Below are 26,408 nucleotides of genomic sequence, written 5' to 3'. Positions count from 1 at the left end.
GGCGGAAGCGTCAGTACCCGGCCGCTCGATCGACGAGATTCGCCAGCGGCTCGCCGCGGTCGCAGGCGTCCATCTGGTCGAGCATCGGCCCGGCGAGGTGAGCGGGGTCGGAGGTGGCGGCCGCATGCGGCGTCACGAACACCTTTTCGTGCGACCAGAGCGGGCTCGTTCTCGGCAGCGGTTCGGTTTCGAAGACGTCGAGGCTCGCTTCCTTGAGAATTCCTTCGTCGAGCGCACGGGCGATATCGGTATCCTTCTGGAGACGACCGCGGCCGGCATTGATCAGCACCGCGCCGCCGAGCGGATTGTCGCGCCGCAGCTTCGACAGGAGGTCGTAGTTGACCACGCCCGTCGTGGCGGGCGTCAGCGGCAGCAGCACGACGAGCATGTCGGTGGCGCGCAGGAACGGCTCGAGGCCCGCCTTGCCGCCGAAGCAGGTCACGCCCTCCATCGCCGAACCCGAGCGGCTCCATCCGTTGACGTGGAAGCCGAGGGCCAGCAGCGCTCTGGCGGCGGCGCGTCCCAGATTGCCGAGCCCCATGATGCCGACCGACACCGCGTCGGCCGCCGGCTGGGCCGGCTCGCGCCAGATCCTGCGCTTCTGCTGCTGCCGGTAGAGCATTCCCTGGCGGTGGTGGTCGAGCACCCGCCAGCAGACATACTCGGTCATGTGCTGCGACAGGTTTTCGGCCACCACGCGCACGATGGGAACGTCGGGCAGACCCGGATCGGAGAAGATGTGGTCGACGCCTGCACCGATCGAGAACACGGCCTTCAGGTTGGGCAGGTGGGCCAGCACGTTCGGTTTCTGCTTCCACACCACCGCATAATGGATCGACGGATCACCCGGCGCCTGCGGCTCCAGCACCACCTCGCGCCCTGCCGACAGCAGTTCGTGCCAGCGCTGGGGATTGAAACCGGTCACCGAGAGAAGGACCCGTCCCTTGGCTGCCTGCATCGTGCTCCCCCCGTCCGTGCGTCCCGTCATTCGCTGACCACGCCCTGCGGAGCCGTGGCGATGTCGAAGGCGGCCGCGATCAGCGCCTTCGTGTAATCGGTCTTCGGTCGCTCGAAGATCTCGTCCGCCGTACCCGTCTCGACGATCCTGCCGTTGCGCATGACGATCACCTCGTTGGCGAGCGCCCGAACCACGCGCAGGTCGTGGCTGATGAACAGGTAGGCGAGATCGTGCTTCTTCTGCAGGTCGCGCAGAAGATCGACCACCTGCGCCTGCACGCTCATGTCGAGTGCCGAAGTCGGCTCGTCCAGCATGACGAATTTCGGCTTCAGCACCATCGCGCGGGCGATGGCGATGCGCTGCCGCTGCCCACCGGAAAATTCATGCGGATAGCGGAAGCGCGTCTCCGGATCGAGACCCACCTCCTTCAGAACCGCCACCACGAGATCGTCGCGCTGGTCGGCCGAGAGCTTCGGCTGGTGGATGCGAAGACCCTCCTCGATGATCTCGGAGACCGACATGCGCGGGCTGAGCGAACCGAAGGGGTCCTGGAAGACGATCTGCACCTCGCTGCGCAGCGGCCGCATCTCGTTGAACGACAGGCTGTCGATCTCCCGGCCGGCGAAGCGGATCGCACCCTTCGAGGAGATCATCCGGCACAGCGCCAGGCCGAGCGTCGTCTTGCCCGATCCCGACTCACCGACGACGCCGACCGTCTGCCCCGCGCGCACCGTGACGTCGATGCCGTCGACCGCCTTCACATGGTCCACCGTGCGGCGCAGGAAGCCCTTCTTGATCGGGAACCAGACCTTCATGTCCTTGCCGGTCATGACCTCGCGCGCGGTCGGATCGCTCAGCGGCGGCCGGCCCTTCGGCTCGGCGGCGAGCAGGTGGCGCGTGTAGTCGTGCTGCGGGTCGGCGAAGATGCGCGCCGTCGGGCCGGACTCGACGATCCTGCCCTTGTTCATGACGCAGACGCGATCGGCGATCCGTCGCACGATGCCGAGATCATGGGTGATGAACAGCATCGACATGCCGTTGCGGGCTTTCAGATTGTCCAAGAGCTCCAGGATCTGCGCCTGTACCGTCACGTCGAGCGCGGTCGTCGGCTCGTCGGCGATCAGCAGCTTCGGCTCGTTGGCGAGCGCCATGGCGATCATGACGCGCTGGCGCTGGCCGCCCGAGAGCTGGTGCGGATAGGCGTCGAGCCGCTTTTCGGGATCACGGATGCCGACTTCCAGGAGAAGTGCGATCGCCCGCTCGCGCGCCTGGCGGTCGTTCATGCCCTGGTGCAGCTTCAGCACCTCGCCGATCTGCCGCTCGATGGTGTGCAGCGGGTTGAGCGAGGTCATCGGCTCCTGGAAGATCATGGTGATGTCGCGGCCGCGGACCTTGCGGAGGTCGGCATCGTCCTTCGCGAGCAGATCCTGGCCGTCGAACAGGATCGAGCCGGACGGATGGCTGGCGGAGGGATAGGGCAGCAGCTTCAGGACCGAGAGCGCCGAGACCGACTTGCCCGAGCCGGATTCGCCCACCAGCGCGATGGTCTCGCCTTTCGCTATGTCGAAGGAAACGCGGTCGACGGCGATCTGCTCGCGCCCGCCCTGGGTGAAGGCGACGGAGAGATCGCGGACCGAAAGGAGTAGTTGGTTCAAAACGCGGCCTCGACGTCGGTCTGGCGGAAATCGTCGCCCTTGAAGAGAAGCGGCTCTCGGCGGGCCTTTGCGAGCGCATAGGCGAAGCAGTCGCCGAGGTTGAGGCGGGCGGGGTGGTTGCCCTTGCCGAAGCGCTGGTAGGCCTCGCGTGCGAGATAGGCCTGCCGGGAATCGACGACGGTGATCGCGATTCCGAATCCTTGCAGCAGCGCGTCCAGTTCCACGCCTTTTCTCGGATGCCGCTTGTCATCGGCCCGGACGGCAGCCTCGAGATAGTTGACCGGCGACATGGCAAGCTCTTTCTGCCTGAGCATCAGGTCTCTGAAGCCGTCCTTCTCCGGTTCCTCGAACAGAACGGCCAGAATCGCCGAAGCATCGACGATCATTTCGGCAATCCCGCCTCGTCGTAGAGGTCGGAATGATCGCTCGACAGACCGGGCGCGGTCGGCCCCGAGCGACGAATGATCTCGTCGATCAGGGCGCGGCGCTTCGCGATGTCAGCCTGCCGCTCCAATCGTTCCAGCCTCTCGCGCAAGGCCACCACGACTGCCGCCGTGAGGGATTCACCGGTGAAGTCGGCGATCATCCGGGCCAGGTGATGAGCCTCCTTGTCCTTGATGTTCATGCCCACAGCAGCCCCCATGGTAGAAAATCCCTCGATCTATACCACATGACCTGGCTCACCGGAACGTCTTCCTCGGATCGAAGGCGTCGCGCGTCGCCTCGCCGATGAAGATCAGCAGCGACAGCATCAGCGAGATCACCACGAAGCCGGAGATGGCGAGCCAGGGGGCGTTGAGGTTGTTCTGGCCCTGCTTGAGCAGTTCCCCCAGCGACGCCGAGCCCGGCGGCAGGCCGAAGCCGAGGAAGTCGAGCGAGGTCAGCGTCGTGATCGAGCCGTTGAGGATGAAGGGCAGGAAGGTCAGCGTCGCCACCATCGCGTTGGGAAGCAGGTGGCGGAACATGATGGTGCGATTCGGCACGCCCAGCGCCCGCGCGGCGTTGACATATTCGAAATTGCGGGCGCGCAGGAACTCCGCGCGCACCACGCCGACGAAGCCGACCCAGGAGAACAGCAGCATGATGCCGAGCAGGATGAAGAAGCCCGGCGGCAGCACGGCGGCGATGATCAGGAGCAGGTAGAGAACGGGGATCGACGACCAGATTTCGATGAAACGCTGGAAGATCAGGTCGGTCCAGCCGCCGAAATAGCCCTGGATGGCACCGGCGGTCACGCCGATGACGGCCGAGCACAGCGTGAGAGCCAGGCCGAACAGCACCGAGATGCGGAAGCCGTAGATGACGCGGGCGAGCACGTCGCGGGTCTGGTCGTCGGTGCCGAGCCAGTTCCAGTTGCCGATGGTGCAGGCCGGGTCGTCGGCGCCGAGCGGGTAGCGCTGGCAGCGCGTCTCGCGGTCGTACATCCACGAGGGCTTCGCCGGCGCGGCCTCGGGAATCTCGTTGTTGACCGTGCGGTAGGAATAGCGGACCGGCGGCCAGAGGATCCAGCCATTGGCCTCGATCTCCTCGTGGATCACCGGGTCGCGATAGTCGGTGACGGCCAGGAAACCGCCGAATTTCTCCTCCGGATAGTCGACGAGAACCGGGAACAGCAGTTCGCCGTTGTAGGAGGCCATGATCGGCCTGTCGTTGGCGATGACGTTGGCCAGCATCGACAGGACGAACAGGACGAGGAAGATCCACAGCGACCAGTAGCCGCGGCGGTTGGCCTTGAAGTTCTGCCAGCGGCGCTGGTTGAGCGGCGACAGGAACGGGCGGCGCGTGCGCGACCGCACGCGCTCGACCTCGCCCTTCAGGATGACCTCCGACACCTCAGACCTCCCTGCGCTCGAAGTCGATCCGCGGATCGATCCAGGTGTAGGTAAGGTCCGAGATCAGCGCCACGACCAGCCCGATCAGCGAGAAGATGTAGAGGTTGGCGAAGACGACGGGATAGTCGCGGTCCAGCACCGAGCGGAAACCGAGCAGCCCCAGCCCGTCGAGGGAGAAGATGTTCTCGATCAGCAGCGAGCCGGTGAAGAAGGCCGAGATGAAGGCGCCGGGGAAGCCGGCGATGATGATCAGCATCGCGTTGCGGAAGACGTGGCGGTAGAGCACCTGCCGCTCCGACAGGCCCTTCGCCCGCGCGGTGATGACGTATTGCTTGCGAATTTCCTCGAGGAACGAGTTCTTCGTCAGCAGCGTGGTCGTCGCGAAGGCCGACAGCACCATGGCCGTCAGCGGCAGCGCGAGGTGCCAGAAATAGTCGAGGATCTTGCCGCCGAGCGACAGCTGGTCCCAGTTGTCCGACGTCAGGCCGCGAAGCGGGAAGAAATCCCAGAACGATCCGCCCGCGAAGAGCACCAGAAGCAGGATGGCGAACAGGAAGCTCGGGATCGCGTAGGCGACGATGATGACGCCGCTGGTCCACACATCGAAGGTCGAGCCGTCCTTCACCGCCTTGCGGATGCCGAGCGGGATCGAGATGGCGTAGGAGATCAGCGTCAGCCAGAGCCCGAGCGAGATGGAGACCGGCATCTTCTCCAGGATCAGCGCCAGCACCGAAATGTCGCGGAAGAAGCTCTCGCCGAAATCGAAGCGCGCATAGTCCCACAGCATGCCGAAGAAGCGCTCGAGCGGCGGCTTGTCGAAACCGAACTGAACCTCGAGCTGCTTGATGAATTCCGGATCGAGTCCCTGTGCACCCCGGTACTTCGACGTGATCTCGCCGCTGGCATCGAAATTCTGCCCCGCCGAATCAGTACCGCCGCCTGAAATCCGGTCGGCCGCATCGCCGGCCTGCCCCGATATGCGCGCGATGACCTGCTCCACCGGCCCGCCCGGCGCGAACTGTATGACGGTGAAGGAGATGGCCATGATGCCGAAGAGCGTCGGGATCATGAGGAGGAGGCGTCGGAGGATATAGGCGCCCATCAAGTCTGTCCGGATTTCGAGTCGCGCGAAGGTCGAGGCTGGCCGAGCGGTATCATGCGAATCGTACGTTATCCGGTCATGCCGGTTGCGTCGATGCGGTCCGGGCGTGTCCACCATGTATCGAGGACGCCGATGCCGAACCGCTGCGCCACCGGCGGCCGGTCGTAATGGTCCCAGTAGGCGAGCCACCGCGTCGGCTTGTACCACTGGAACACGTAATAGTGCTCGGCGCGCAGGATCCGGTCCAGCGCCCTGTTGGCGGTCCTGAATTCCTCCCAGCTTTTCGCGGCGACGATCCTATCGAGCAGGGCATCCACGGCCGGATGCGCCACACCCGCCATGTTCAGGGATCCCGGGGCATTCGCGCTCTCGGATCCGAAGGATTGCCGGATGCCGCGGCTCGGATAGGGGGCCATGGAGTGCCGGGCGACGATCATGTCGAAGTCGAACTGCCGCGTCCGCAAGGAGTATTGCGAAGCATCGACGAGCCGGTAGCTGGCATCGATGCCGATCTGCTGGAGGTTGCGGATGAAGGCGTTGTGGTGCGGCTCGAAGGTCTGGCTGTTGTTGAGGAACTCGATCGTCAGGGGTTCGCCCGAAGGCAGCACGATCTTCCCGCCCTGCCGTGTGCATCCCGCGGTTTCCAGCATCGCGATGGCGTCGCGCTGGCGTTCGCGAATCCGCCCCGAACCGTCGCTGACCGGCGGCACGAAGGGCTCTGCGAAGACCGCCTCCGGCAGGCTCTCGCGGAACGGTTCGAGCAGCGCCAGTTCCTCCGCGTCCGGACGGCCCTGCGCCTTGTGCTCGGTCATCTCGTAGAAGGACATCGAGCGCTCGAACGAATTGAACATGATGTTCTTGTTCGTCCACTCGAAGTCGAACAGCAGCGCGATGGCTTTGCGGACCCTCGCGTCGGAAAATTTCGGCCGCCGCGTGTTGAAGAACCAGGCCTGTCCCGCCGAAGGCGTCTCATCGGGCACTTCGTCGGTCTTGACCCGGCCATCGCGAATCGCGGGGAAATTGTAGTCGTTGGCCCAGTTGCGGGAGGTGAACTCCTCGCGAAACAGGATGATCCCGGCCTTGAAGGCTTCGAAGGAGGCGTTCCGGTCCCGGAAATAGTCATAGCGGATGCGATCGAAATTGAACCGGCCGCGCATGACCGGCAGATCCGCGGCCCAGCCGTCCACGATCCTGTCGAACTCGATGAAGGTACCGAGATTGAAGCGCCCCACCTTGTAGGGGCCGGAGCCCAGAGGTCCTTCCGACAGCGTGGCATCGAAGGTTCGCCCTTCCCACCAGGCGCGCGACATGATCGGGCAGCCCGCCGCGACGGTGAACACGGTCGAGATGCCTGCGAGCGGAGACAGGCGTACGGAGATCGTACGGTCGTCCGGCGCTTCGATCGCCTCGATCTGCCGCAGCGTGCTCGCGAGATTCGCGTGCCCCTCGTCGCGGAGCGTCTCCAGCGAGAATACCACGTCGTCGGCCGTGATCGGCGTTCCGTCGTGGAAGACCGCCTGGGGGCGTAGCCGGAAGCGCCAGGTCAACCGGTCTTCCCCGAGCGTGACCGTTTCGGCGGCGTAGGCATAGTAGGCGCCCATCTCGTCGGCCGACCCGGCCAGCAGCGTAGCAAACGTCAGGTCCATGCCGGCGGCCCCGGTTCCGCGCAGCACGTAGGCGTTGAGCGTGTCGAATGTGTCCGGAGCCTGGTTGAGCGACCACTGGGCCAGTTGCGTCACGATGCGTCCGCCTTTGGGCGCCGCGGGATCGACATAGTCGAAATGCGCGAAATCGGGTCCGTACTTCAGCTCGCCGAAGGGCGAGATTCCATGGAGCGGCGTTTCGGCCGCGACCTGCGCGAAGGCCTCGCGCGCCAGCAGCGGCACGCCGGCCAGCGCGCCCGCGAAGGTTGGAAGAAACGGCGCCACGGCAGTGGCGCCCGTTGCCTTCAGGAAGTCACGACGAGACGCTCCGCCCATCATGGTCTTTGCTCCGCGGTCAGTTCTGGCTGAGGTACTTGGCGGCCAGCGCCGCTTCCTTCTCGGGATCGACCCACCAGGAATCGATGTCGACGCCGGCATAGGCCGGCTGGGTCTCGGGCATGCCGAACTTGTCCCAGTAGGCGAGCCAGATCTCCGGCCGGTGCCATTGCGGCACCACGTAGTAGTTCCACAGCAGGACGCGGTCGAGCGCGCGCGTCGCGGCCACCAGTTCCTCACGGTCGGTCGCGAAGATGATCCTGTCGACGAGCGCGTCCACCACCGGATCCTTGATCCCGATGAGGTTGCGGGATCCGGGCTGGTCCGCGGCTTCCGAACCCCAGAATTCGCGCTGCTCGTTGCCGGGCGACAGCGACTGCGCGAACTGCCCGGTCAGCGAATCGAAATCGAAGGCGCGGTAGCGGTTCACGTACTGCGCCGGATCGATGATCCGCAGCGATGCGTCGATGCCGATCTTGCGCAGGTTGGCGATGTAGGAGCCGGTGATGATCTCGTCGGTCGGGCCGCGCCCGAGGAATTCGATCCGGAACTGCTCGCCCTTGTCGTTGACGAGCTTGCCGCCCTTGATGGTCCAGCCGGCCTCCCGGAAGAGACGCACCGCCTCGCGCAGGTTCTCCCGCTCGGCCTGCGGCGAGTCGTAGACGGGCAGCTTGAATTCCTCCTTGAACAGTTCCGGCGGAAGCTGCTCGCGGAATGGCTCGAGGATCTCCAGTTCGCGACCCTCCGGCAACCCGGAGGACGCGAGTTCTCCGCCTTCGAAATAGGAGTCGGTGCGGGTGTTGGAATTGTAGAACAGGTTGCGGTTCATGCTCTCGAAATCGAGCGCCCAGGTCAGCGCCTCACGCACCCGCCGGTCCTGGAACTGAGGCCGCCGCAGGTTGAGCACGAAAGCCTGCATGGCCTCCCCGTGCTCGGTCGGAAACACGGCCTTCACGACGTCGCCCGCCTCCATGGCCGGAAAATTGTACTCGGTGTGCCAGCGACGCGAACTGTTTTCAGGACGCATGTCTTCGAGCCCGCCCTTGATGAAGGCCTGCCACTCGGCGTTCTCGTCCTGGATGTAGACGTAGCGGCGTCGGTCGAAGTTCTTGCGCCCGACGTTTACCGGCAGATCCTTCGCCCAGTAATCCTCGACGCGCTCCCAGATGATTTCGGAGCCCGGCTTGAAGCTGGCGATTCGATAGGCACCGGAGCCGAGCGGCTTTTCGAGCGTCGGCTGCGTGATGTCGCGCGGCTTGCCGCCGGCGTCGGTGCCTTCCCACCAGTGCTGCGGCAGCACCGGCATGTCGCCGAGGATCAGCGGAAGCTCGCGGTTGCCGGTCTGGTCGAAGGTGAAGAGCACCTCGCGCTCGCCCACCGCCTCGGCGCCGGTCACGTTGGCGAAGTAGCGGTTGAAGAACGGACTGATCTCCTTCAGCTTGCCGAAGCTCCACACCACGTCCTGCGCGGTGATCGGCTTCCCGTCGTGCCAGCGCGCTGCCGGATTCAGCCGGTAGGTGGCCGAGGAATAGTCGTCCGGATACCGGAATGCCTCTGCGATCAGCGGATGGCTGGTGCTCGGCTCGTCGATCGACTGGTCCATCAGCGTGTCCCACAGGAGGCCGCCGGCCTGCGTGAATCCCGCAGCCGCGGTACCGCGAACGATGAAGGGATTGAACGAATCGAAACCGCCGGACGTCACGGTGTTCAGCGTTCCGCCCTTGGGTGCTTCGGGATTGACGTGGTCGTAGCGCTGGAAGCCGGCGGAATACTTCGACTCGCCGATCAGGGAAGCCGTGGTGCGCCACTTGCCGTCGGCGGTCTGCGCGGACGCGGAGGCGGGCAGAGCAGCCAGGAACAGGGAAAGGAGGGCGGCGGCGAAAGGTTTCGTCTGCAGCATTCCGGTTCTCACGTTGGGAGGCTTCCTTCGTCCAGAGCTAGGTCTTCCGGTCCGGACGGAAACCCCGCCCGTCCGGCAAGGTTCGGAGGGTAACAAAAAAAGCCGGGCGGAACCCGGCTTTTTCATGGTGATGCGATTACGATTTCGTCAGGTTACTGCGCGGCGGGCGCAGCACCTTCGGCCGGACGCTCGATGACGGGCGTTTCGGTGGCCGGGGCGACGGGGGTCGCCGGTTCCTCCGCGGGCGCAGCAGGAGCCGCCTCACCGGCGGCCGGGGCAGCAGGAGCCGGGGCCGGCTCGATGGCGGCCGGGGCGGGTGCGGCCTCGGGAGCGGCCGGAGCGGGTGCTGCCTCGGGAGCAGCCGGAGCCGCATTTTCCGTCGCGGGCGCCTCAGCAGCCGGCGCCTCGGGCGCGGCCGGTTCGACGGCGGCGGGCGCTTCGGCTGCCGGAGCCTCGGCGGCAGGCGCCTCGGGCGCCGCGGCGGCTTCCGCCTCCGGCAGCGGTGCGGGATTGTCCGACAGCGTGTGCAGATAGGCGATGATGTCGGCGCGGTCCTGCGGGTTCTTCAGGCCGGCAAAGCCCATCGCGGTGCCGCGGACGAGGCCCTTGGGCGAAGCGATGAAATGGTCGAGGTGGTCGTAGTCCCAGACGACGGTGCCGCCCTCGGAGAATTCCTTCATCGCACCCGAATAGGCGAAGCCCTCATGGCTGGCGATGGGCCGGTTGACGATGTCCCAGAGGTTCGGGCCGACCTTGTTGGCTCCGCCGCTCTCCACCGTATGGCAGGCCGAGCAGCGTCCGAACAGGGTCTCGCCCTTGGCGATGTCGACCGAGGCCAGCCGCACGGCGATCGGCTCCTCCTCGGGTTCGGCCGGACCGGAAGCGCCCTCCTCCGGCTCGGCAACCGCAATGGCATAGCCGGGTGTCTCCGGCGCCGGGCTCGAAAAGATCGCGTCCGACGCGAGCGAGATCGAGAACACGACGAAGACAGCGCCGAGCAGGCCGCCGAGGAGTTTGTTGAGTTCGAAGGAATCCATAGACCAGAAGCTCCCGAAGGCGGTGGCAGGCGCCGGCCACGCGCCATTGTTCCGACCGGGCGGAGCCGGTCAAATTCGCGCGGAAACTAGGTCTTTTGCTCCGACGATGCAACTCCTATAAGGGCCGCTCCGAGTGAGACCTTTTGACACCTGCCGCCCTGCCCGAACGAGCATGTCCGTCCTCATCCTGATCCCCGCGCGGATGGCCGCGACGCGCCTTCCCGGCAAGCCGCTGGCCGACATCCACGGCCGGCCGATGATCGTGCACGTGGCCGAGCGGGCCGCGGCCAGCGGCCTCGGCCGCACGGTCGTGGCGACCGACAGCGACGAGGTGCTGCAGGCCGTGCGCGCGCATGGTTTCGAAGCGGTGATGACCCGCGCCGACCATCCTTCGGGGTCGGATCGCGTCCACGAGGCGCTGACCGCGCTCGATGCAGCAGGAGACGTCGAGTTCGTGGTCAACGTCCAGGGCGACCTGCCCACCATCGATCCCGCCGTCATCGGCGCGGCTCTCGAGCCCCTTGCCGAGAGCGAGGTGCAGATCGCCACGCTCGGCGTCGAGATCGTCCGCGAGGAGGAGAAGACCAACCCCAACGTGGTCAAGATCGTCGGGTCGCCGCACGGCGAGCGACGGCTGCGCGCGCTCTACTTCACCCGCGCCACCGCGCCCTGGGGCGATGGCCCGCTGTACCATCACGTCGGCCTCTACGCCTATCGCCGCGCGGCGCTGGAGCGGTTCGTGTCGCTGCCGGCCTCCCCGCTCGAAAAGCGCGAGAAGCTCGAGCAGCTGAGGGCGCTGGAGGCGGGGATGCGCATCGACGCGCGAATCGTGGATACGGTGCCGCTCGGCGTCGACACTCAGGATGAACTCGAGCGGGCGCGCCGCCTGCTCGCGCAGGGACGATAAGAATGCCGAACACTTCCAGGACCAACCGGATCTCCTTCCAGGGCGAGCCGGGCGCCAATTCCGACACCGCCTGCCGCAACATGTTTCCCAACATGGAGCCGCTGCCCTGCGCCACCTTCGAGGACGCCTTCAACGCGGTGGAGACCGGCAAGGCGGATCTCGCGATGATCCCGATCGAGAACACGATCGCCGGGCGCGTCGCCGACATCCACCATCTGCTGCCGGACTCGAAGCTGCACATCGTCGGCGAGTACTTCCTGCCGATCCATTTCCAGCTGATGGTCCTGCCGGGCGTGAAGATCGAGGAGATCAAGGCGGTCTACAGCCATATCCACGCGCTCGGCCAGTGCCGCAAGGTCATCCGCAAGCACCGCTGGAAGCCGGTCGTCGCCGGCGACACGGCGGGTGCGGCACGGCTCGTCGCTCAGGAGGGGCAGCGCGCCAACGCGGCTCTGGCACCGCGGCTCGCATCGCAGCTCTACGGCCTCGACATCGTGGCCGAGAACGTCGAGGATTCCGAGAACAACGTCACCCGCTTCATCGTCCTGTCGAAGACGAAGCGCTGGACCGAGCGCACCGGGACGGCTCAGCGGATGATGACGACCTTCATCTTCCGCGTCCGCAACGTGCCGGCCGCGCTCTACAAGGCGATGGGCGGCTTCGCCACCAACGGCGTCAACATGACCAAGCTGGAGAGCTACCAGCTCGGCGGCAAGTTCTTCTCCTCGCTGTTCTATGCCGACATCGAGGGCCATCCCGACGATCGCAACGTCAAGCTGGCGCTGGAGGAACTGCATTTCTTCTCGCGCGAGGTCCGCATCCTCGGCGTCTACGAGGCGCATCCCTTCCGCTCGACCCAGTCGGAGGACGAGGAGGAATAGGCCGGCGCGGCGGACCTCAGCCCTCCGCCTCGGCCCACGCCTTGATGAGATGGTGCGCGATCGCCATCGGCGGCGGCGCCGTGATGCCTTCCGGATGACTGCGCGACAGGATCGCCCGGGTCTCCTCGCGGGTGAACCAGCGGCAGTCCTCGAGTTCCGTGCGGTCGGCATCGATCTCGTGCGAGACGGCCTCGCCGAAGCAGCCGATCATCAGCGAATAGGGGAAAGGCCAGGGCTGGCTGGCGTGGTAGACCACGCGGCCGACCCGGATGCCGGCTTCCTCGAAGGTCTCGCGGCGCACCGCCGCCTCGATCGTCTCGCCAGGCTCGATGAAGCCCGCGAGGCAGGAATACATGCCGGGCGCGAAATGCGGGCTGCGGCCCATCAGGCACCGGTCCTTCGTGACCGCGAGCATGATCGCGACGGGATCGGTGCGCGGAAAATGCTCGGCGCCGCAGGCCTCGCATTTGCGCTTGTAGCCGCCCGCGCGCATCTGCGTGGCGCCGCCGCAGCGGCCGCAGAAGCGGTGGGTCTGGTGCCATCCGAGCAGCGCCGCACCCTGCGCGAGCGCGCCGAGCGTATCGTCCCCCAGCAGCCCCTGGGCATAGATCGATCGATAGTCGATCGCCTTCATTCCCTCGGGAAGCGCCTCCGGCTCCAGTGCGGCCGGCGCGGCCAGCACCGGAACCGCCCCGTCCCAGCCGAGCAGCACGGCGTGCTCCAGCTTCGCCGCCAGCGCCTGCGCCTGGCTCACGCTCATATAGCCTTCGAAGCCCGCATTCTCCTGCCGCAGATGCATGCGGCCGCCGCGCATGAGCATCACGCGGCAGGCCGGGTCGGCCAGCGCGGTCTCGACGCAGTCGTCGCTCCGGTTCTCCGAAAGGCGGTCGATCACGTTGCCGGCGAAGCCGACGAAGTGGCTCGGCTCGCGCTCGGGCGCGTCGAACAGGGGGAAGCTCATTTGAGATGCCTTCTGGATGAGCCGGGTCAGAGTGCGGCGCGAATCTGCTCGGCGAAACGATAGAGGTCCTCGCGCGACCAGGGCTCGCGCGCGCCATGGCCCCAGACGGGGCCCGGCCAGTTGGGGTCGCCCTCGCTGCGCGCCACGACGTGGACGTGGAGCTGGCGCACGACGTTTCCCAGTGCGCCCGTGTTGATCTTCGTACAGCCCGTGATCCGCTTCAGCGCCTCGCCGACGAGATTGATCTCGAAGGTGAGCATCGCCTGATCGAGCGGGGTGAGGTCGTGCAGTTCCTCCATGTCCGGGCGCTGGGGAACCAGGATCAGCCATGGCCAGCGCCGGTCGTTCATGATGCGCAGTTCGCACAGGCCGAGCCACGTCACCGGCTCGGTGTCGTTGTCGAGGCGGCGGTCGAGAACGACGCCCTTCCCATGGTTCTTCAGCACGCGTTTCCCCTGGATTCGATCGAAGGCTAGAATGCTGGCCCCACCGTCGCAAGGGCCAAACGTCGGCAGGAGCCGGCGCAATTCCGCTCTTCACCGAAAAGGGTGGGCAAGCGGCCGTGGCCTTGGCTAAAGAAGATCACGCACGCGCGCAAAACGCCGCGCTGCATTCCGCGGGAGGGGACGATGCCGGGAGAGACGAGCGCCGCCGAGTACGACTACGTCATCGCTGGAGCCGGTTCGGCCGGCTGCGTCCTCGCCAACCGGCTGTCGGCCGATCCGAAGAACCGGGTGCTGCTGCTGGAAGGTGGCGGGCGGGACAACTGGATCTGGTTCCACATCCCCGTCGGCTATCTCTTCGCCATCGGCAATCCGCGCGCCGACTGGCTGTTCTCCACCCAGCCCGAACCGGGCCTCAACGGCCGCTCGCTGCCCTATCCCCGCGGGAAGGTCCTGGGCGGATCCTCCGCCATCAACGCCATGATCTACATGCGCGGCCAGGCGCGCGACTATGACGGCTGGCGCCAGATGGGCCTGACCGGCTGGGGCTGGGACGACGTTCTGCCCGTCTTCATGCGCCACGAGGATCACGCCAATCCGCCCAACGGCCTGCACGGTCGCGGCGGGGAGTGGCGGGTCGAACATCCCCGCCTGCGCTGGGACGTGCTCGACCGCATCCGCGACGCCGCGGAGCAGGCAGGCATCGCCAAGATCGACGACTTCAATGCCGGCGACAACACCGGCTCGTCCTACTTCCATGTGAACCAGAAGATGGGCCGGCGCTGGTCGGCCGCGCGCGGCTTCCTCAGGCCCGCGCTGTCGCGACCGAACCTGACGGTCGAGACCGGCGCACTGGTCGACCGTGTCGAGATCGTCGACGGACGGGCCCGCGCGGTGGTCTACCTGAAGGACGGCCGGCCGGCGCGGGCGACCGCGCGCGGCGAGATCGTTCTGTCGGCCGGCGCCGTGGCCTCGCCCGGAATCCTGGAGCGTTCCGGCATCGGCGACGGCGCGCGGCTTTCCGCACATGGCATCGAGACGCTGGTGCATCTGCCGGGCGTCGGCGAGAATCTCCAGGATCACCTGCAGATCCGGCCGATCTACAAGGTCACCGGCATCACGACGCTCAACGACATGTACGCCAACCTCTTTCGCAGGGCGATGATGGGCGTGAACTACGCGCTGCGCCGGCGCGGGCCGCTCACCATGGCGCCTTCGCAGGTCGGTGCCTTCGTGAAGTCGGCGCCGCACTACGAGACCGCCAATCTCGAGTTCCACTTCCAGCCGCTGTCGCTGGACAAATGGGGCGACGGGCTGCACCCGTTCCCGGCCTTCACCGCCAGTGTGTGCAATCTGCGCCCGTCCTCGCGCGGCTCGATCCACGTCTCCGGTTCGGAGGTCGCGGACGCGCCGCAGATCCGGCCGAACTATCTCTCGACCGAGGAGGATCGGCAGGTGGCGGTCGATTCGCTCAAGTGGGCGCGGCGGATCGTCTCACAGAAGGCGCTCGAGCCGTTCCGGCCGGAGGAGTACAAGCCCGGCGCCCACATCCGGACCGACGAGGAGATGCTGGTCTCGGCGGGCGACCTCGGCACGACGATCTTCCACCCGGTCGGCACGGCGCGGATGGGCATCGACGGCGACCGCATGGCGGTGCTCGACGAGCGCCTGCGGGTGCGTGGCGTCTCCGGCCTGCGCGTCATCGACGCGTCGGCCATGCCCACCATCACCTCCGGCAACACCAACTCGCCCACCATCATGATCGCCGACAAGGGTGCCGGGATGATGCTCGAGGACGCTAAGGCGCGCGGCTGAGCCGGCAGGCGCGGCCTCACATCACCGCGCCGATCTGCCAGGGCACGAACTCCGAATCGCCGTACCCCAGTTCCTCGGACTTCGTCCGCTTGCCGGAAGCGACGGCGAGGATCTCGGAAAAGATCGCCTCGCCCTTCTCGCGCACGGAAACGCCGTCGAGGATGTCGCCGCAATTGATGTCCATGTCGTCCTTCATGCGTTCGTACATGGGCGTGTTGGTGGCGAGCTTGATCGAGGGGACCGGCTTGCAGCCATAGGCGGAGCCGCGGCCGGTGGTGAAGCAGAGCATGTTGGCCCCGCCGGCCACCTGTCCCGTCGCCGAGACCGGGTCGTAACCCGGCGTGTCCATGAAGACGAAGCCCTTTTCCGTCACCGGCTCGGCATATTCATAGACCGCGTTCAACGTCGTCGACCCGCCCTTGGCAGCCGCGCCGAGCGACTTCTCCAGGATGGTGGTGAGCCCGCCGGCCTTGTTGCCCGGCGAAGGGTTGTTGTTCATCTCGCCGCCGTTGCGCGCGGTGTATTCCTCCCACCAGCGGATCCGCTCGACCAGCTTCTCGCCGACTTCGCGATTCTTGGCCCGGCGGGTCAGCAGGTGCTCGGCGCCGTAGATCTCGGGCGTTTCGGACAGGATCGCCGTGCCGCCATTGCGGACCAGGATGTCGGCGGCGACGCCGAGTGCGGGGTTTGCCGTGATGCCGGAATAGCCGTCGGAGCCGCCGCACTGGAGCGCGAGCGTCAGTTCGGAGGCCGAAATCGTCTCGCGTTCAGCCCTGTTCGCCACGACCAGCATGTCGCGGATCCGCTCCAGGCCCTGCTCGATGGTCTTCCTCGTGCCACCCGAGTCCTGGATGGTCATGGTGCGGAAGGTTTCGCTCTCCTCGATGCCGTAGAGCTGCTTCATCCGGCCGATCTGGAAGACCTCGCAGCCGAGCCCGACGAGCAGCACGCCGCCGAGGTTCGGATTGGCCGAATAGCCCCACTGCGTGCGCTTCAGCAGTTCGAAGCCCTCGCCCGAACCCGCCATGCCGCAGCCGGTGCCGTGGGTGAAGGAGACCACGCCGTCGACATTGCCGAACTCCTCCAGCATGCCGGAACGCGTCGCCGCCTCCGCCACGAAGCGGGCGACGGAGGCGGAGCAGTTCACGGACGTCAGGATGCCGACATAGTTGCGCGTGCCGGACCTGCCGTTGGCACGGCGGAAGCCCTGGAACGTCGCCTGCTCCTCGACCGGCAGCACGTTCTCGGGCCGCGCGGCCTCGGCATAGCGGTAGTCGCGGGCGAAGTCGTGCATCGCGACATTGTGCTCGTGAACCCAGTCGCCGGCTTCGATCGGCGTCGACGCGAAGCCGATGATCTGCCCGAACTTGACCACCGCCTCGCCGTTCGCGATCGGCCGGGCGGCGATCTTGTGGCCGAAGGGAATTCGTTCGCGCACGACGAGCCCCGGCGCGATCTCCGCGCCGGATTCGATCCGGGCTGCGGCGACGACGATATTGTCTTCCTCGGACAGCCGCAGCGTCCGCGCGGCGCTCTGGGTGGCTTGCATGGCTTCCCTCTCCCTCTGTCGGCCGGCCTCCTCGCCGGCACGTCGGTCGGCTCCGGTTTACAGAAAAGCACCCCGTTGTGCCATCGTGCCGACGCTCCGGCTAACGTTCGTGTCGCAGGCCCGGCTTTGTGCCTGGCTCGGCGGCGTGTAGACAGGTGGCCGAACATGATCGGAGATGTCGATTGACGCGCCGCTATTCGGCCTGGACGCTGGCGAAGGAAGGTCTGCGCGGCCATGGCGGCTGGCAGCAGGCCTGGCGTTCGCCCGAGCCGAAATCCGCCTACGACGCCGTCATCATCGGCGGCGGCGGTCACGGGCTGGCGACGGCCTACTACCTTGCGAAGAACCACGGCATGCGCCGTGTGGCGGTGATCGAGAAGGCATGGCTCGGCGGCGGCAACACCGGCCGCAACACCACCACCATCCGCTCCAACTACTTCTACCCGGAAAGCGTCGCGCTCTACGACTTCGCGCTGAAGCTCTACGAGGGGCTCGGACGGGAGCTGAACTACAACATCATGTTCTCGCAGCGCGGCGTCCTCACCGTCGCCCATTCCGAGGGCGAGATGGAGATCGCGTCGCGCACGGTCAACGCCATGCAGATCAACGGCACCGACGCCGAACTGCTGACGCCGGCGCAGGCTTTCGACAAGGCGCCGCTGCTCAACCGCGACCCGCGCGCGCGCTATCCGGTGTTCGGCGCCGTCTGGCAGGGACGCGCCGGCGTCGCCCGGCACGACGCGGTCGCCTGGGGCTACGCACGGGCCGCCGACGGCCTCGGCGTCGACATCATCCAGGATTGCGAGGTGACGGATTTCCTCGTCGAGAACGGTCGCTGCGCAGGCGTCGAGACGACACGCGGCACGATCCGGGCGGGGACGGTCGGGCTCGCGGTCGCCGGGCATTCCAGCGTGCTGGCCGCAAAGGCCGGATTCCGGCTGCCGATCCAGTCCTATTCGCTGCAGGCGATGGTGTCGGAGCCGGTGAAGCCCTGCCTCGACACAGTCGTGCTCTACATGGGCACCGGCACCTATCTGTTCCAGTCGGACAAGGGCGAGATCGTGGTCGGCGGCGGACTCGACCGGGTGCCCTCCTATGCCCAGCGCGGCAACCCGCCGATGCAGCGCACCGTGCTGTCGGGCATGCTGGAGATGTTCCCCTCCTTCGGCCAGCTGAAGATGCTGCGGCAATGGGCCGGCAACGTCGACGTGGTGCCGGATTCCTCGCCGCTCATCGGTCCTTCGCCGCTGGCCGGCCTCTATCTCAATTGCGGCTGGGGCACCGGCGGCTTCAAGTCCATCCCCGCCGGCGGCTGGCTGCTTGCCCATCTGATGGCGACGGGAAGCCACCACGCCATCAGCCGCCCCTTCGATCTCGACCGCTTCGTCACCGGACGGCTGGTGGACGAGGCGGCCGGTTCCGGCATCGCGCATTGAGGACCTGACGATGCAGCTGTTCACCTGTCCCTTCTGCGGGCCGCGCGACGAGACGGAATTCCAGTTCGCCACCGAGGCCGGCAAGACCCGGCCCGAACCGGCGGCAGAGGTCAGCGCGGAGCGCTGGGCGAAATACCTCTACATGAAGGACAACCCCAAGGGTCCGACGCGCGAGATCTGGCTGCACGTCACCTGCGGCGAGTTCTTCGCGTTGGAGCGGGACACGGTGAGCCATGCGGTGACGGGGTCGATGGCCTTGGGGAGCGACCTTTGATGAGACCGATCGCTCCGTCACGCCCCCCTCTGCCCTGCCGGGCGGGGCGCCGTAGAGCGCCGTTGCGCGAGGTCCACCCATGACCGCCCGCCGCGTCTCCGAGCACAGCGCAGGCCGCCCCCTCTCCTTCACCTTCGACGGCAAGCCGCTCAGTGGCATCGAGGGCGACACGATCGCCTCGGCGCTGCTCGCCGCCGGCGTCCGCGTCGTCGGCCGCAGCTTCAAGTATCATCGCCCGCGCGGCATCGTCGGCGCCGGCGCGGAGGAGCCCAATGCCATCGTCGACGTGACGCTGGCCGGCCGCACCACGCCCAACATCCGCGCCACGTCCGAACCGCTCGCCGACGGGATGGCGGTGCGATCGGTGAACGCAGCGCCGAGCGCCGAAGTCGACCGTGCCGGCTTCCTCGACCGCTTCGCCGCCTTCATCCCCGCCGGCTTCTACTACAAGACCTTCCTGTGGCCAGACTGGCACCTGTTCGAGCCGCGCATCCGCGCCATGGCCGGGCTCGGGCGGCTCGACCCGGCGCATGAACCCCCGGCCGACAGTCCCTCGATCAACCTTCGCTGCGACGTGCTGGTGGTCGGGGCGGGGCCGGCGGGGCTCGCCGCCGCACGTTCCGCGGCCCAGGCGGGCGAGCGCGTGATGCTGGTCGACGACCAGGACGCGCCGGGAGGGACGCTGCGTCATCGCCATGCCGACATCGACGGCATGGCCGGTCTCGACTGGGCCGCAGCCGTCGTCGCAGCATTGCGCGGCGACGGGCACACGGTGCTGTCCCGCGCCACCGCCTTCGGTCTCTACGATCATGGGCTCGTCTCCGTCTGGCAGCGCCGCGCCGGTCTCCCCGATGCGCTGTGGCAGGTGCGGGCGAAACGCATCGTCGTTGCCGCGGGCGCCATCGAGCGGCCGCTGGTCTTCCCCGGCAACGACCGGCCGGGCGTGATGTCGGCCGAAGCCGCACTCGTCTACTTGCGCCGTCACGGCGTGCTTGCGGGCGAACGCATCGTCGTGGCCACCAACAACGACAAGGCATACGCGGCGGCGATCGCCCTGCACGCGGCCGGAGCCCGCGTGACCATCGCCGATACGCGGCCGCGCGGGACGCTGGCGCTGCGCGACGGGATGGAGGTGATCCACCAGGCGACGATCGACGGCGTATCCGGCGCGCGCGGCCTCTCGACGGTCACCGTCTCGGGACGCGTCATCGAGGCCGATTGCCTGCTGACCTCCGGCGGCTTCACGCCGACCGTGCACCTCTTCTGCCAGGCGAAGGGCGGGCTGCGCTTCGACGAGACGATCGCCGGTTTCGTCCCGGGCGGCCCCGTCGCCGGCATGGCGGTGGCGGGTGGCGCGAATGGCGCCTTCGCGCTGTCGCAGGTGCTGGCGCAGGGCCATGCGGCCGGCAGCGGGGCGGGCGAACCGCCCCGCGCCACGACGGCCGACGAGACCTATGCCATCGCCGCCGCCTGGCCCGCGCCGCGCGGCACGGCGCGGCAGTGGATCGACTTCCAGAACGACGTCACGGTCAAGGACGTGGCGCTGGCGGCACGCGAGAACTTCCGCTCCGTCGAGCACCTGAAGCGCTACACGACGCTCGGCATGGCCACCGACCAGGGCAAGACCTCGAACATGAACGGGCTGGCGGCGATGGCCGTGATCACCGGCCGCAGCATTCAGGAGACCGGCACGACGACCTATCGGCCGCCCTTCGTGCCGGTGCCGTTCACGGTCGTCGCCGGGCGGCGGCGCGGCGAATTCATGAACCCGGTGAAGCGCCTCGCGCTCGAAAACGAACATCGCGCGGCCGGAGCCGTCTTCCGCGAATATGGCGGCTGGCTGCGGCCCGCCTGGTACGGCAGGGGCGAACCGGCCGCTGAAATCGCGCGCGAGGCGCGGAAGGCCCGCGAGACGGTCGGCATTCTCGACGGCTCGCCGCTCGGCAAGATCGAGGTGATCGGGCCGCAGGCCGGCCCGGTCGTCGACTACAATTCCTACCAGACGCTCTCGACGCTGAAGCCCGGCCGCATCCGCTACGGCTTCATGCTGACGGAAAGCGGGGTGATCTACGACGACGGCGTGGTCTCGAAGGTCTCGGACGAGCACTACGTGGTGTCCTGCTCGTCTGGCCATGTCGGCGGAGTCGTGCTCAGGCTGGAGGAGTGGCGTCAGGACCGCTTCGACCGGCGCCAGGTGTTCGTCCACGATTCGACGCCGCAATGGGCGACCCTGACGGCGACCGGTCCTCGCTCGCGCGATCTGGTCGCGCTGCTCGGGCTCGGTGTCGATCTGTCCGACGACGCCTTGCCTCATATGAGCTTCGCCGACGGCAGCTTCGCCGGCGGACCCGCCCGCGTGTCGCGCGTCTCGTTCACGGGCGACCGGTCCTATGAGGTTTCGGTGCCGACCGGGACGGCAAAGGCGCTCAACCGCGCCATCACGGAAGCCGGGCGCTCGCTCGACGCCGTCCTGCTCGGCTCCGAGGCGCTGCTTCTGCTGCGCGCCGAGAAGGGCTACATCATCGCCGGCAAGGACACCGACGGCACGACCATGCCGCAGGATCTCGGCATCGCCGGCCCGCGCGACAAGCGCTCCGGCGAGTTCGTCGGCAAACGCTCGCTGTTCACCGACAACGCGCTGCGCGAGGACCGGCAGCAGGGCGTCGGGCTGACGGTCGCAGACGGCGAGCCGCCGCTGCCGACCGGCGCCCACGCCGTGGAAACCCGGAACGGCGCGCGGCGGTCTATCGGCTTCGTCACGTCGAGCTACCAGAGCCCCGTGCTCGGTCGTCCCGTGGCGCTGGCGCTGATCGAGCGCGGGCTGTCGCGCATGGGCGAGACGCTCGAGTTCGTCCATCTCGGCGCGACCCGGCGGGCGACGATCGCGCCGGTCTGCGCCTTCGACCCGCAAGGAGCGCGGATCAATGGCTAGCGGTACGTCTCCCATCCACGATTCCGCGACCAAATGGCCCGCCTTCCCCGGCTGGGCCGATGCCGTGATCCAGCGCGAAGGCTGGCGCGCGCGGCCGGTTCGAGGCCTGTCTCAGGTGCTAGTCAGCGGCGACTACCGTGATGCGCTCGCAAGACATGCGCCGGCCGCCACCGAAGTCGGCCTGTGGAGCGTTGCGGCCGGCGAACCCGTCGCGGCGCGCATCGCCCGCGACCGCGTTCTGCTCGTCGCGTCGAATCCGCTCGATCTTCCGTCCGGCTGGCAAGGCGGCTGGGCAGCGAGCCCGGCCGGCGACGCCTGGTTCGTCGCGGACGTCGACGGACCGGCCATGGCCGGGCTCATCCGCGAGGGCACCGCCGCCGATCTCGATGCATCCAGTCCCTCGGCGGCGATCCTCTTCGCCGGCGTCCGGACGATCCTCTACCGGCGCGCGGAGCAGCACGCCCGGCTGCATGTCGAAGCGCCTTTCGGCCCCTATCTCTGGCGATGGCTCGAAGCGCGCGCAGACTGAAGCGCGTCAGGCGCGGATGTCATCGCTCGTGCCGCGCTCCACGGAGTAGGCGCGCAGCCGCGCGAAGCTCATGGCGATATGGGCGCGCCGGATATGGCCGACGGACTGCAGGTCGCCGATCTCGACGGCCGCCACGATGTCGGACACCTCGCGGTGGAAGGTCCTGATCTCCTCGTGCAGCATGAGGCTGAAGCGGTTCAGGGTCGAGGCCGTCTTCAGCCAGATCCGCGTGGTCTGGAAGTAGAGACGCTCGGAAATCTCCCGCAGCGGCCCGTTCTCGGTCAGGCCGTTGAGCAGATGGAAGAAGTCGATGTTGAGGCGCGAGAACGCGCGCGGCTCGGGCGTCGCGACCAGGGCCTCGCACCGGGCGAGTGCGTCGCGGAATGCCTCGAGCCTCGCCGCGTCCGGCTTGACCGGTGCCAGCCTGCCGATGAGTTCGGCAAGCTCGACGCGCAGCTGGTAGACCTGTTCGAGCCCGCGGATGTCGATGTCCGTCACGAAGGTGCCGACACCGTGGACGGAGCGAAGCAGGCCCTCCGCCTCGAGCTTGACCAGGACGCGGCGGATCGGAGTGCGAGACACCTTGAACTCCGCGGCGAGATCCTCCTCGCGCAGACGTTCCAGCGGCTGATACTCGAGCAGGCAGATGCGCATGCGCAGCGTATCGTAGATACGGTCGAAGCGGCGCCGCGCGCCCTCCTCGATCGCAGGCGCGCCGAGCTCGCCGCTGCCTTCTCCCAGGCTCCTTATGGTTTCCATCATCCCGCCAGCGTGCCGCCCAGCCCTTCGAGCATCTTCAGGCAAGCCGACAATTGGTCAAGCGCGACATATTCGTCGGGCTTGTGCGCCTGGTCGATCGAGCCTGGCCCGCAGACGACGACGGACATTCCCAGCGCCTGGAAGAGGCCGGCCTCCGTGCCGAAGGCGACGACGTCGGCCTCGTTCTGTCCCGTCAGCGCGAAGACGATGTCGCGCGCCTCGGACTCCTCCGCGACCGCGAGGCCGGCGATCTCGCCGACCGTGTGCGTGACGATGTCGGCATTCGGCGACACCGCACGCATCGCCGGCTTCAGCTCGCGCTCGACATAGGCCCCCATCGCGTCCTTGACGAAGTCTGCGTCCCCGCGCTGGACCGGCCGCATCTCCCACTCGACGGAGCACTGGCCGGCAATGACGTTGTGCGCGACGCCGCCCGAAATCCGCCCGACCTGAAGCGTCGTCCAGGGCGGCGTGAAGCGGCTGCGCGCCGGAGCGCGCGCGACGAGATCATCGCGAAGATCGAGCAGCCGGCCGATATAGCGGGCGGCATATTCGACCGCGTTCACCCCGAGTTCCGGCCGCGAGCCGTGGCCCTCCAGGCCGGTGAACTCCGTCGTATATTCGTGGCAGCCCTTGTGCCCCTCGATGACCCGCATCGAGGTCGGTTCGCCGATGATCGCGACGGCGGGCCGCAGGCCCATGCGCTCGATCTCCGCCACGAGCGTCCGGGCGCCCATGCAGCCGACTTCCTCGTCATGCGTCAGCGCGACGTGGAGCGGCCTCTTCAGGTCGAGAGAGCCGTAATGCGGCGCCATCGCCAGCACGCAGGCGATGAAACCCTTCATGTCGCAGGCGCCGCGGCCGAAAAGCAGGCCGTCCCGCTCGTCCATGGCGAAGGGATCGGTCGTCCAGTCCTGGCCGGCCACCGGCACCACGTCGGTATGGCCGGACAGCACGATGCCGCCATCGCCCGCAGGTCCGAGCGTCGCGAAGAGATTGGCCTTCGTTCCCGTCTCGTCGCGCGTGAAGGACAGCGTCGCGCCGGCGCTCGACAGCAGGTCGGCGGCGTAGGTGATCAGCTCCAGATTGCTGTCTGAGGAGACCGTCGGAAAGGCGATCAGTTCGCCCAGGATCTCGCGCGTGCGCGCCAGCAGGTCCATGACGTTCAGTTCTTCACGAAGAGCTTGCGGGGGCGGTTGCACAGGCACTCCGCCGCGCCGCCGTCGCGGACGAGGATGCTCTCGGTGATCTCCAGCCCCCAGTCGCTCATCCACAGGCCCGGCATGAAGTGGAACGTCATGCCCGCTTCCAGGATCGTGTCGTCCTCGGTCCGGAAGGAGATGGTGCGTTCGCCCCAGTCCGGCGGATAGGAGATGCCGATCGGATAGCCGCAGCGTCCCTCGCGTTCGATGCCCGCCTTCTCCAGCGAGCGGTAGAGCGCGTCGGCCACGTCGCCCGCACGATTGCCGGGGCGGGCGGCTTCGAGGCCCGCCTCCAGTCCCTCCGCCAGAGCCTTTTCGGCCTCCAGCATGTAGGCAGGCGGCGTTCCGAGGAAGACGGTGCGGCAGAAGGGCACGTGATAGCGGCGGTAGCAGCCGGCGATCTCGAAGAAGGTGGCCGTGCCTCCCTCGAAGCGGCGGCCGTCCCAGGTCAGATGCGGGGCGGCCGCGTCCGAACCGCTCGGCAGCAGCGGCACGATGGCCGGATACTCGCCCCAATCGTCGTCGACGCCGCGGATCGCATCGCCGTAGATCTCGGCCACGAGGTCGTTCTTCTTCAGTCCCGGCTCGACGCGCTGCATGATGCCGTCGACGATCTTTTCCGAGATGCGCGCGGCGCGGCGCAAGAAGACGATCTCCTCGTCCGACTTCACCGTGCGCTGCCAGTTCACCAGCGCAGTCGCGTCCACCAGCGACGCATCCGGCAATTCCTCCCGCAGCACCAGATAGGCCTTGGCCGAGAAGTAGTAGTTCTCCAGTTCCAGGCCAATCCGCTTGCGGCCATAGCCGTGCTCGCGCAGCAGCGCCGCCAGCGTCTCCATCGGATGCAGCCTGGGCGACTGGATGTAGTTGTCGGGGTAGCTCGTCACCCGCTCGTCGGCCATCCAGACCGTGCGCACCGCTCCGTTCGCATCCTGGCCGCGGCCCCACCAGATCGGGTCCTGGTCATGGAAGACGACGACGCCCTGGTGCACGTAGAAGGACCAACCGTCATAGCCGGTCAGCCAGGCCATGTTGGAGGGATCCTCGATGAAGAGCACGTCGATCTCGCGCGCGGCCATGGCGGCGCGGACCTTCGTCAAGCGGCGTTCATATTCGCCCGGGCTGAAGGGCAACTGACTTGCAGGCATGCGTCCTCCTCGGACCGCGCAGTCGCCTGCGTCGGTGGCATTTGCATCATTGTGTACATCTACCCCATCTTCAGGGGGATATGGAAGAGGCTTACCGAGCGTTCCTGCTCATTCACCGTTGACAGATCATGCCTATGGTATGATGTTGTGCACAACGACGCCTGACACCCAGTTATCTTTCCATTCCCAGAAAAGAGGAATAACTGCCATGACACGCGCCCTCCTGAAAACCATGCTCACCGGCATCGCCGCCCTGACCATGGGAGCGTCCCTGGCCAATGCCGGCCCGCTGATGGATCGGATCGAGGCCGGGGAGCCGATCCGCATCGGGTTCGCCAACGAGATTCCGTTCGCCTATCCGGGTGAGGACGGCAGCCCGAAGGGCTTCGTCAACGCCCATGCCCTCGGCGTGCTCGAGAAGATGGGCTACACCAACATCGAGCCGGTGCAGACCGAGTGGGGCGGGCTGATCCCGGGCCTCAACGCCGGCCGCTTCGACATCGTCACCGGCGGCATGAACATCCTGGCGAGCCGCTGCGAGAACATCGCCTTCTCCGAGCCGATGGCCAGGATCGGCGACGCCTTCATCGTCGCGCCGGGCAATCCGAAGAACATCGGCAACTACGAAAGCCTGGTTGAGAACGAGGCGGTCATGGTGACCGGCGCCGGCTATTCGAACATCGAGGCCGCGAAGGCTGCGGGCGTGAACGAGAGCAACATCATGCAGGTGCCCGGGCCGACCGAGATCCTCGCCGCCGTGCGGGCCGGCCGCGCCGATGCCGGTGCCGGCACCTATTTCACCGTCAAGCAGCTGGCCGACAGCTCGGGCGGCGCCGCCGAGGTGACCGATCCCGAAGCCATGCCCGAAGAGGGATTCAACTGGGCCGGCATCGGCTTCCGCAAGGACGACCAGGACTTCGTCGACAAGTTCAACGCGGCCCAGGCCGAGTATCTCGGTTCCGAGGAAATGCTGAAGGCGGTCGCCGAATATGGCTATGGCGAAGGCTCCCTGCCCGGCGACAAGACCACCGAATGGGTCTGCGCCAACCGCTGATCTGAAAGCGTGGCGGGCCGGGCGTTCCGGCCCGCCGCTCTTCGCGGCCGCCCGC

The 26,408-nt window shown here is 67.3% G+C and carries 23 protein-coding genes; 8 read left to right on the top strand and 15 right to left on the bottom strand.

Going from position 1 to position 26,408, the window contains the following annotated elements; genetic code table 11:
* Positions 1–10 precede the first annotated feature (10 nt).
* The 9 genes from IAI54_RS20830 to IAI54_RS20790 all read right to left on the bottom strand — a co-directional run bounded on the left by IAI54_RS20830 (position 11) and on the right by IAI54_RS20790 (position 10,463).
* The gene (locus IAI54_RS20830) at positions 11–958 is read right to left on the bottom strand and encodes a 2-hydroxyacid dehydrogenase (RefSeq protein ID WP_187969009.1); all 948 of its coding nucleotides are present in this window, start codon (positions 956–958) and stop codon (positions 11–13) included.
* A gap of 26 nt (positions 959–984) precedes the next feature.
* Positions 985–2,613 carry an ABC transporter ATP-binding protein gene (locus IAI54_RS20825; RefSeq protein WP_187969008.1) on the bottom strand — a complete coding sequence of 543 codons (1,629 nt, stop codon included), beginning with the start codon at positions 2,611–2,613 and terminating at the stop codon, positions 985–987.
* Complete coding sequence (locus IAI54_RS20820) at positions 2,610–2,999, bottom strand: type II toxin-antitoxin system VapC family toxin (protein WP_187969007.1); 390 nt, start codon at positions 2,997–2,999, stop codon at positions 2,610–2,612. Before IAI54_RS20820 ends, IAI54_RS20825 begins: the two co-directional genes overlap by 4 nt.
* Positions 2,996–3,238 carry a type II toxin-antitoxin system VapB family antitoxin gene (locus IAI54_RS20815; protein ID WP_275403585.1) on the bottom strand — a complete coding sequence of 81 codons (243 nt, stop codon included), beginning with the start codon at positions 3,236–3,238 and terminating at the stop codon, positions 2,996–2,998. The genes IAI54_RS20820 and IAI54_RS20815 overlap by 4 nt, the downstream gene beginning before the upstream one ends.
* 55 nt (positions 3,239–3,293) lie before the next feature.
* A complete protein-coding gene (locus IAI54_RS20810) occupies positions 3,294–4,445 on the bottom strand; it encodes an ABC transporter permease (RefSeq protein WP_187969006.1) in 1,152 nt (383 codons plus the stop codon).
* 1 nt (position 4,446) lies between these two features.
* Positions 4,447–5,547, bottom strand: coding sequence for a microcin C ABC transporter permease YejB (locus tag IAI54_RS20805; RefSeq protein ID WP_187969005.1), 1,101 nt, complete (start codon positions 5,545–5,547; stop codon positions 4,447–4,449).
* 68 nt (positions 5,548–5,615) lie between these two features.
* A complete protein-coding gene (locus tag IAI54_RS20800) occupies positions 5,616–7,529 on the bottom strand; it encodes an ABC transporter substrate-binding protein (protein WP_187969004.1) in 1,914 nt (637 codons plus the stop codon).
* 16 nt (positions 7,530–7,545) lie between these two features.
* The gene (locus IAI54_RS20795) at positions 7,546–9,426 is read right to left on the bottom strand and encodes an extracellular solute-binding protein (RefSeq protein WP_187969003.1); all 1,881 of its coding nucleotides are present in this window, start codon (positions 9,424–9,426) and stop codon (positions 7,546–7,548) included.
* Between the two features lie 152 nt (positions 9,427–9,578).
* Positions 9,579–10,463 (bottom strand): c-type cytochrome, encoded by an 885-nt coding sequence (locus IAI54_RS20790; protein WP_187969002.1) that lies wholly within the window; start codon positions 10,461–10,463, stop codon positions 9,579–9,581.
* Between the two features lie 172 nt (positions 10,464–10,635).
* Here IAI54_RS20790 and IAI54_RS20785 point away from each other — a divergent pair, with 172 nt between their 5' ends.
* The gene (locus IAI54_RS20785; protein ID WP_187969001.1) at positions 10,636–11,370 is read left to right on the top strand and encodes a 3-deoxy-manno-octulosonate cytidylyltransferase; all 735 of its coding nucleotides are present in this window, start codon (positions 10,636–10,638) and stop codon (positions 11,368–11,370) included.
* A 2-nt stretch (positions 11,371–11,372) separates the two neighbouring features.
* Positions 11,373–12,251 (top strand): prephenate dehydratase, encoded by an 879-nt coding sequence (locus tag IAI54_RS20780; protein WP_187969000.1) that lies wholly within the window; start codon positions 11,373–11,375, stop codon positions 12,249–12,251.
* A 16-nt stretch (positions 12,252–12,267) separates the two neighbouring features.
* On the opposite strand, the gene nudC is transcribed toward IAI54_RS20780, so the two are convergent.
* Both nudC and IAI54_RS20770 read right to left on the bottom strand, forming a co-directional pair.
* Positions 12,268–13,212, bottom strand: a complete 945-nt coding sequence (gene nudC / locus IAI54_RS20775) for an NAD(+) diphosphatase (protein WP_187968999.1) — start codon at positions 13,210–13,212, stop codon at positions 12,268–12,270.
* Positions 13,213–13,238: 26 nt separating this feature from the next.
* Entirely contained in the window at positions 13,239–13,658 is a 420-nt protein-coding gene (locus tag IAI54_RS20770; protein ID WP_420838234.1) for an HIT domain-containing protein, read from the bottom strand.
* A 183-nt stretch (positions 13,659–13,841) separates the two neighbouring features.
* Between IAI54_RS20770 and IAI54_RS20765 the strand changes: the two genes are divergently transcribed.
* Positions 13,842–15,470, top strand: coding sequence for a GMC family oxidoreductase (locus IAI54_RS20765; protein ID WP_187968998.1), 1,629 nt, complete (start codon positions 13,842–13,844; stop codon positions 15,468–15,470).
* A gap of 16 nt (positions 15,471–15,486) precedes the next feature.
* Here the strand turns inward: IAI54_RS20765 and IAI54_RS20760 are convergent, their stop codons facing one another.
* Complete coding sequence (locus IAI54_RS20760) at positions 15,487–17,019, bottom strand: UxaA family hydrolase (RefSeq protein ID WP_187968997.1); 1,533 nt, start codon at positions 17,017–17,019, stop codon at positions 15,487–15,489.
* Between the two features lie 182 nt (positions 17,020–17,201).
* Here IAI54_RS20760 and IAI54_RS20755 point away from each other — a divergent pair, with 182 nt between their 5' ends.
* The 4 genes from IAI54_RS20755 to IAI54_RS20740 all read left to right on the top strand — a co-directional run bounded on the left by IAI54_RS20755 (position 17,202) and on the right by IAI54_RS20740 (position 22,190).
* The gene (locus IAI54_RS20755; protein WP_187968996.1) at positions 17,202–18,455 is read left to right on the top strand and encodes a sarcosine oxidase subunit beta family protein; all 1,254 of its coding nucleotides are present in this window, start codon (positions 17,202–17,204) and stop codon (positions 18,453–18,455) included.
* Positions 18,456–18,465: 10 nt separating this feature from the next.
* The gene (locus tag IAI54_RS20750; RefSeq protein WP_187968995.1) at positions 18,466–18,729 is read left to right on the top strand and encodes a sarcosine oxidase subunit delta; all 264 of its coding nucleotides are present in this window, start codon (positions 18,466–18,468) and stop codon (positions 18,727–18,729) included.
* Between the two features lie 79 nt (positions 18,730–18,808).
* Positions 18,809–21,661: a 2Fe-2S iron-sulfur cluster-binding protein gene (locus IAI54_RS20745; RefSeq protein WP_187968994.1), complete on the top strand. Its 2,853-nt coding sequence runs from the start codon at positions 18,809–18,811 to the stop codon at positions 21,659–21,661.
* Positions 21,654–22,190, top strand: a complete 537-nt coding sequence (locus IAI54_RS20740) for an aminomethyltransferase family protein (protein ID WP_187968993.1) — start codon at positions 21,654–21,656, stop codon at positions 22,188–22,190. Before IAI54_RS20745 ends, IAI54_RS20740 begins: the two co-directional genes overlap by 8 nt.
* Before the next feature lie 6 nt (positions 22,191–22,196).
* Here the strand turns inward: IAI54_RS20740 and IAI54_RS20735 are convergent, their stop codons facing one another.
* From IAI54_RS20735 to IAI54_RS20725, 3 genes are read right to left on the bottom strand one after another with little or no spacing between them, the layout of a single operon-like run.
* Complete coding sequence (locus tag IAI54_RS20735) at positions 22,197–22,952, bottom strand: GntR family transcriptional regulator (protein ID WP_235679123.1); 756 nt, start codon at positions 22,950–22,952, stop codon at positions 22,197–22,199.
* The gene (gene argE / locus IAI54_RS20730; protein ID WP_187968992.1) at positions 22,949–24,109 is read right to left on the bottom strand and encodes an acetylornithine deacetylase; all 1,161 of its coding nucleotides are present in this window, start codon (positions 24,107–24,109) and stop codon (positions 22,949–22,951) included. Before argE ends, IAI54_RS20735 begins: the two co-directional genes overlap by 4 nt.
* Positions 24,110–24,114: 5 nt before the next feature.
* Positions 24,115–25,299: a M24 family metallopeptidase gene (locus IAI54_RS20725; protein ID WP_187968991.1), complete on the bottom strand. Its 1,185-nt coding sequence runs from the start codon at positions 25,297–25,299 to the stop codon at positions 24,115–24,117.
* Between the two features lie 208 nt (positions 25,300–25,507).
* Here IAI54_RS20725 and ehuB point away from each other — a divergent pair, with 208 nt between their 5' ends.
* On the top strand, positions 25,508–26,353 hold the full coding sequence (gene ehuB / locus IAI54_RS20720; protein ID WP_210321157.1) for an ectoine/hydroxyectoine ABC transporter substrate-binding protein EhuB: 846 nt from the start codon (positions 25,508–25,510) through the stop codon (positions 26,351–26,353).
* Positions 26,354–26,408 lie beyond the last annotated feature (55 nt).

Origin of the sequence: Aquibium microcysteis (assembly GCF_014495845.1) — a bacterium.
GTDB classification, from domain to species: domain Bacteria; phylum Pseudomonadota; class Alphaproteobacteria; order Rhizobiales; family Rhizobiaceae; genus Aquibium; species Aquibium microcysteis.
The sequence above is the reverse complement of the archived record's forward strand: the minus strand, read 5'-3'. Positions and strand labels throughout refer to the sequence as shown.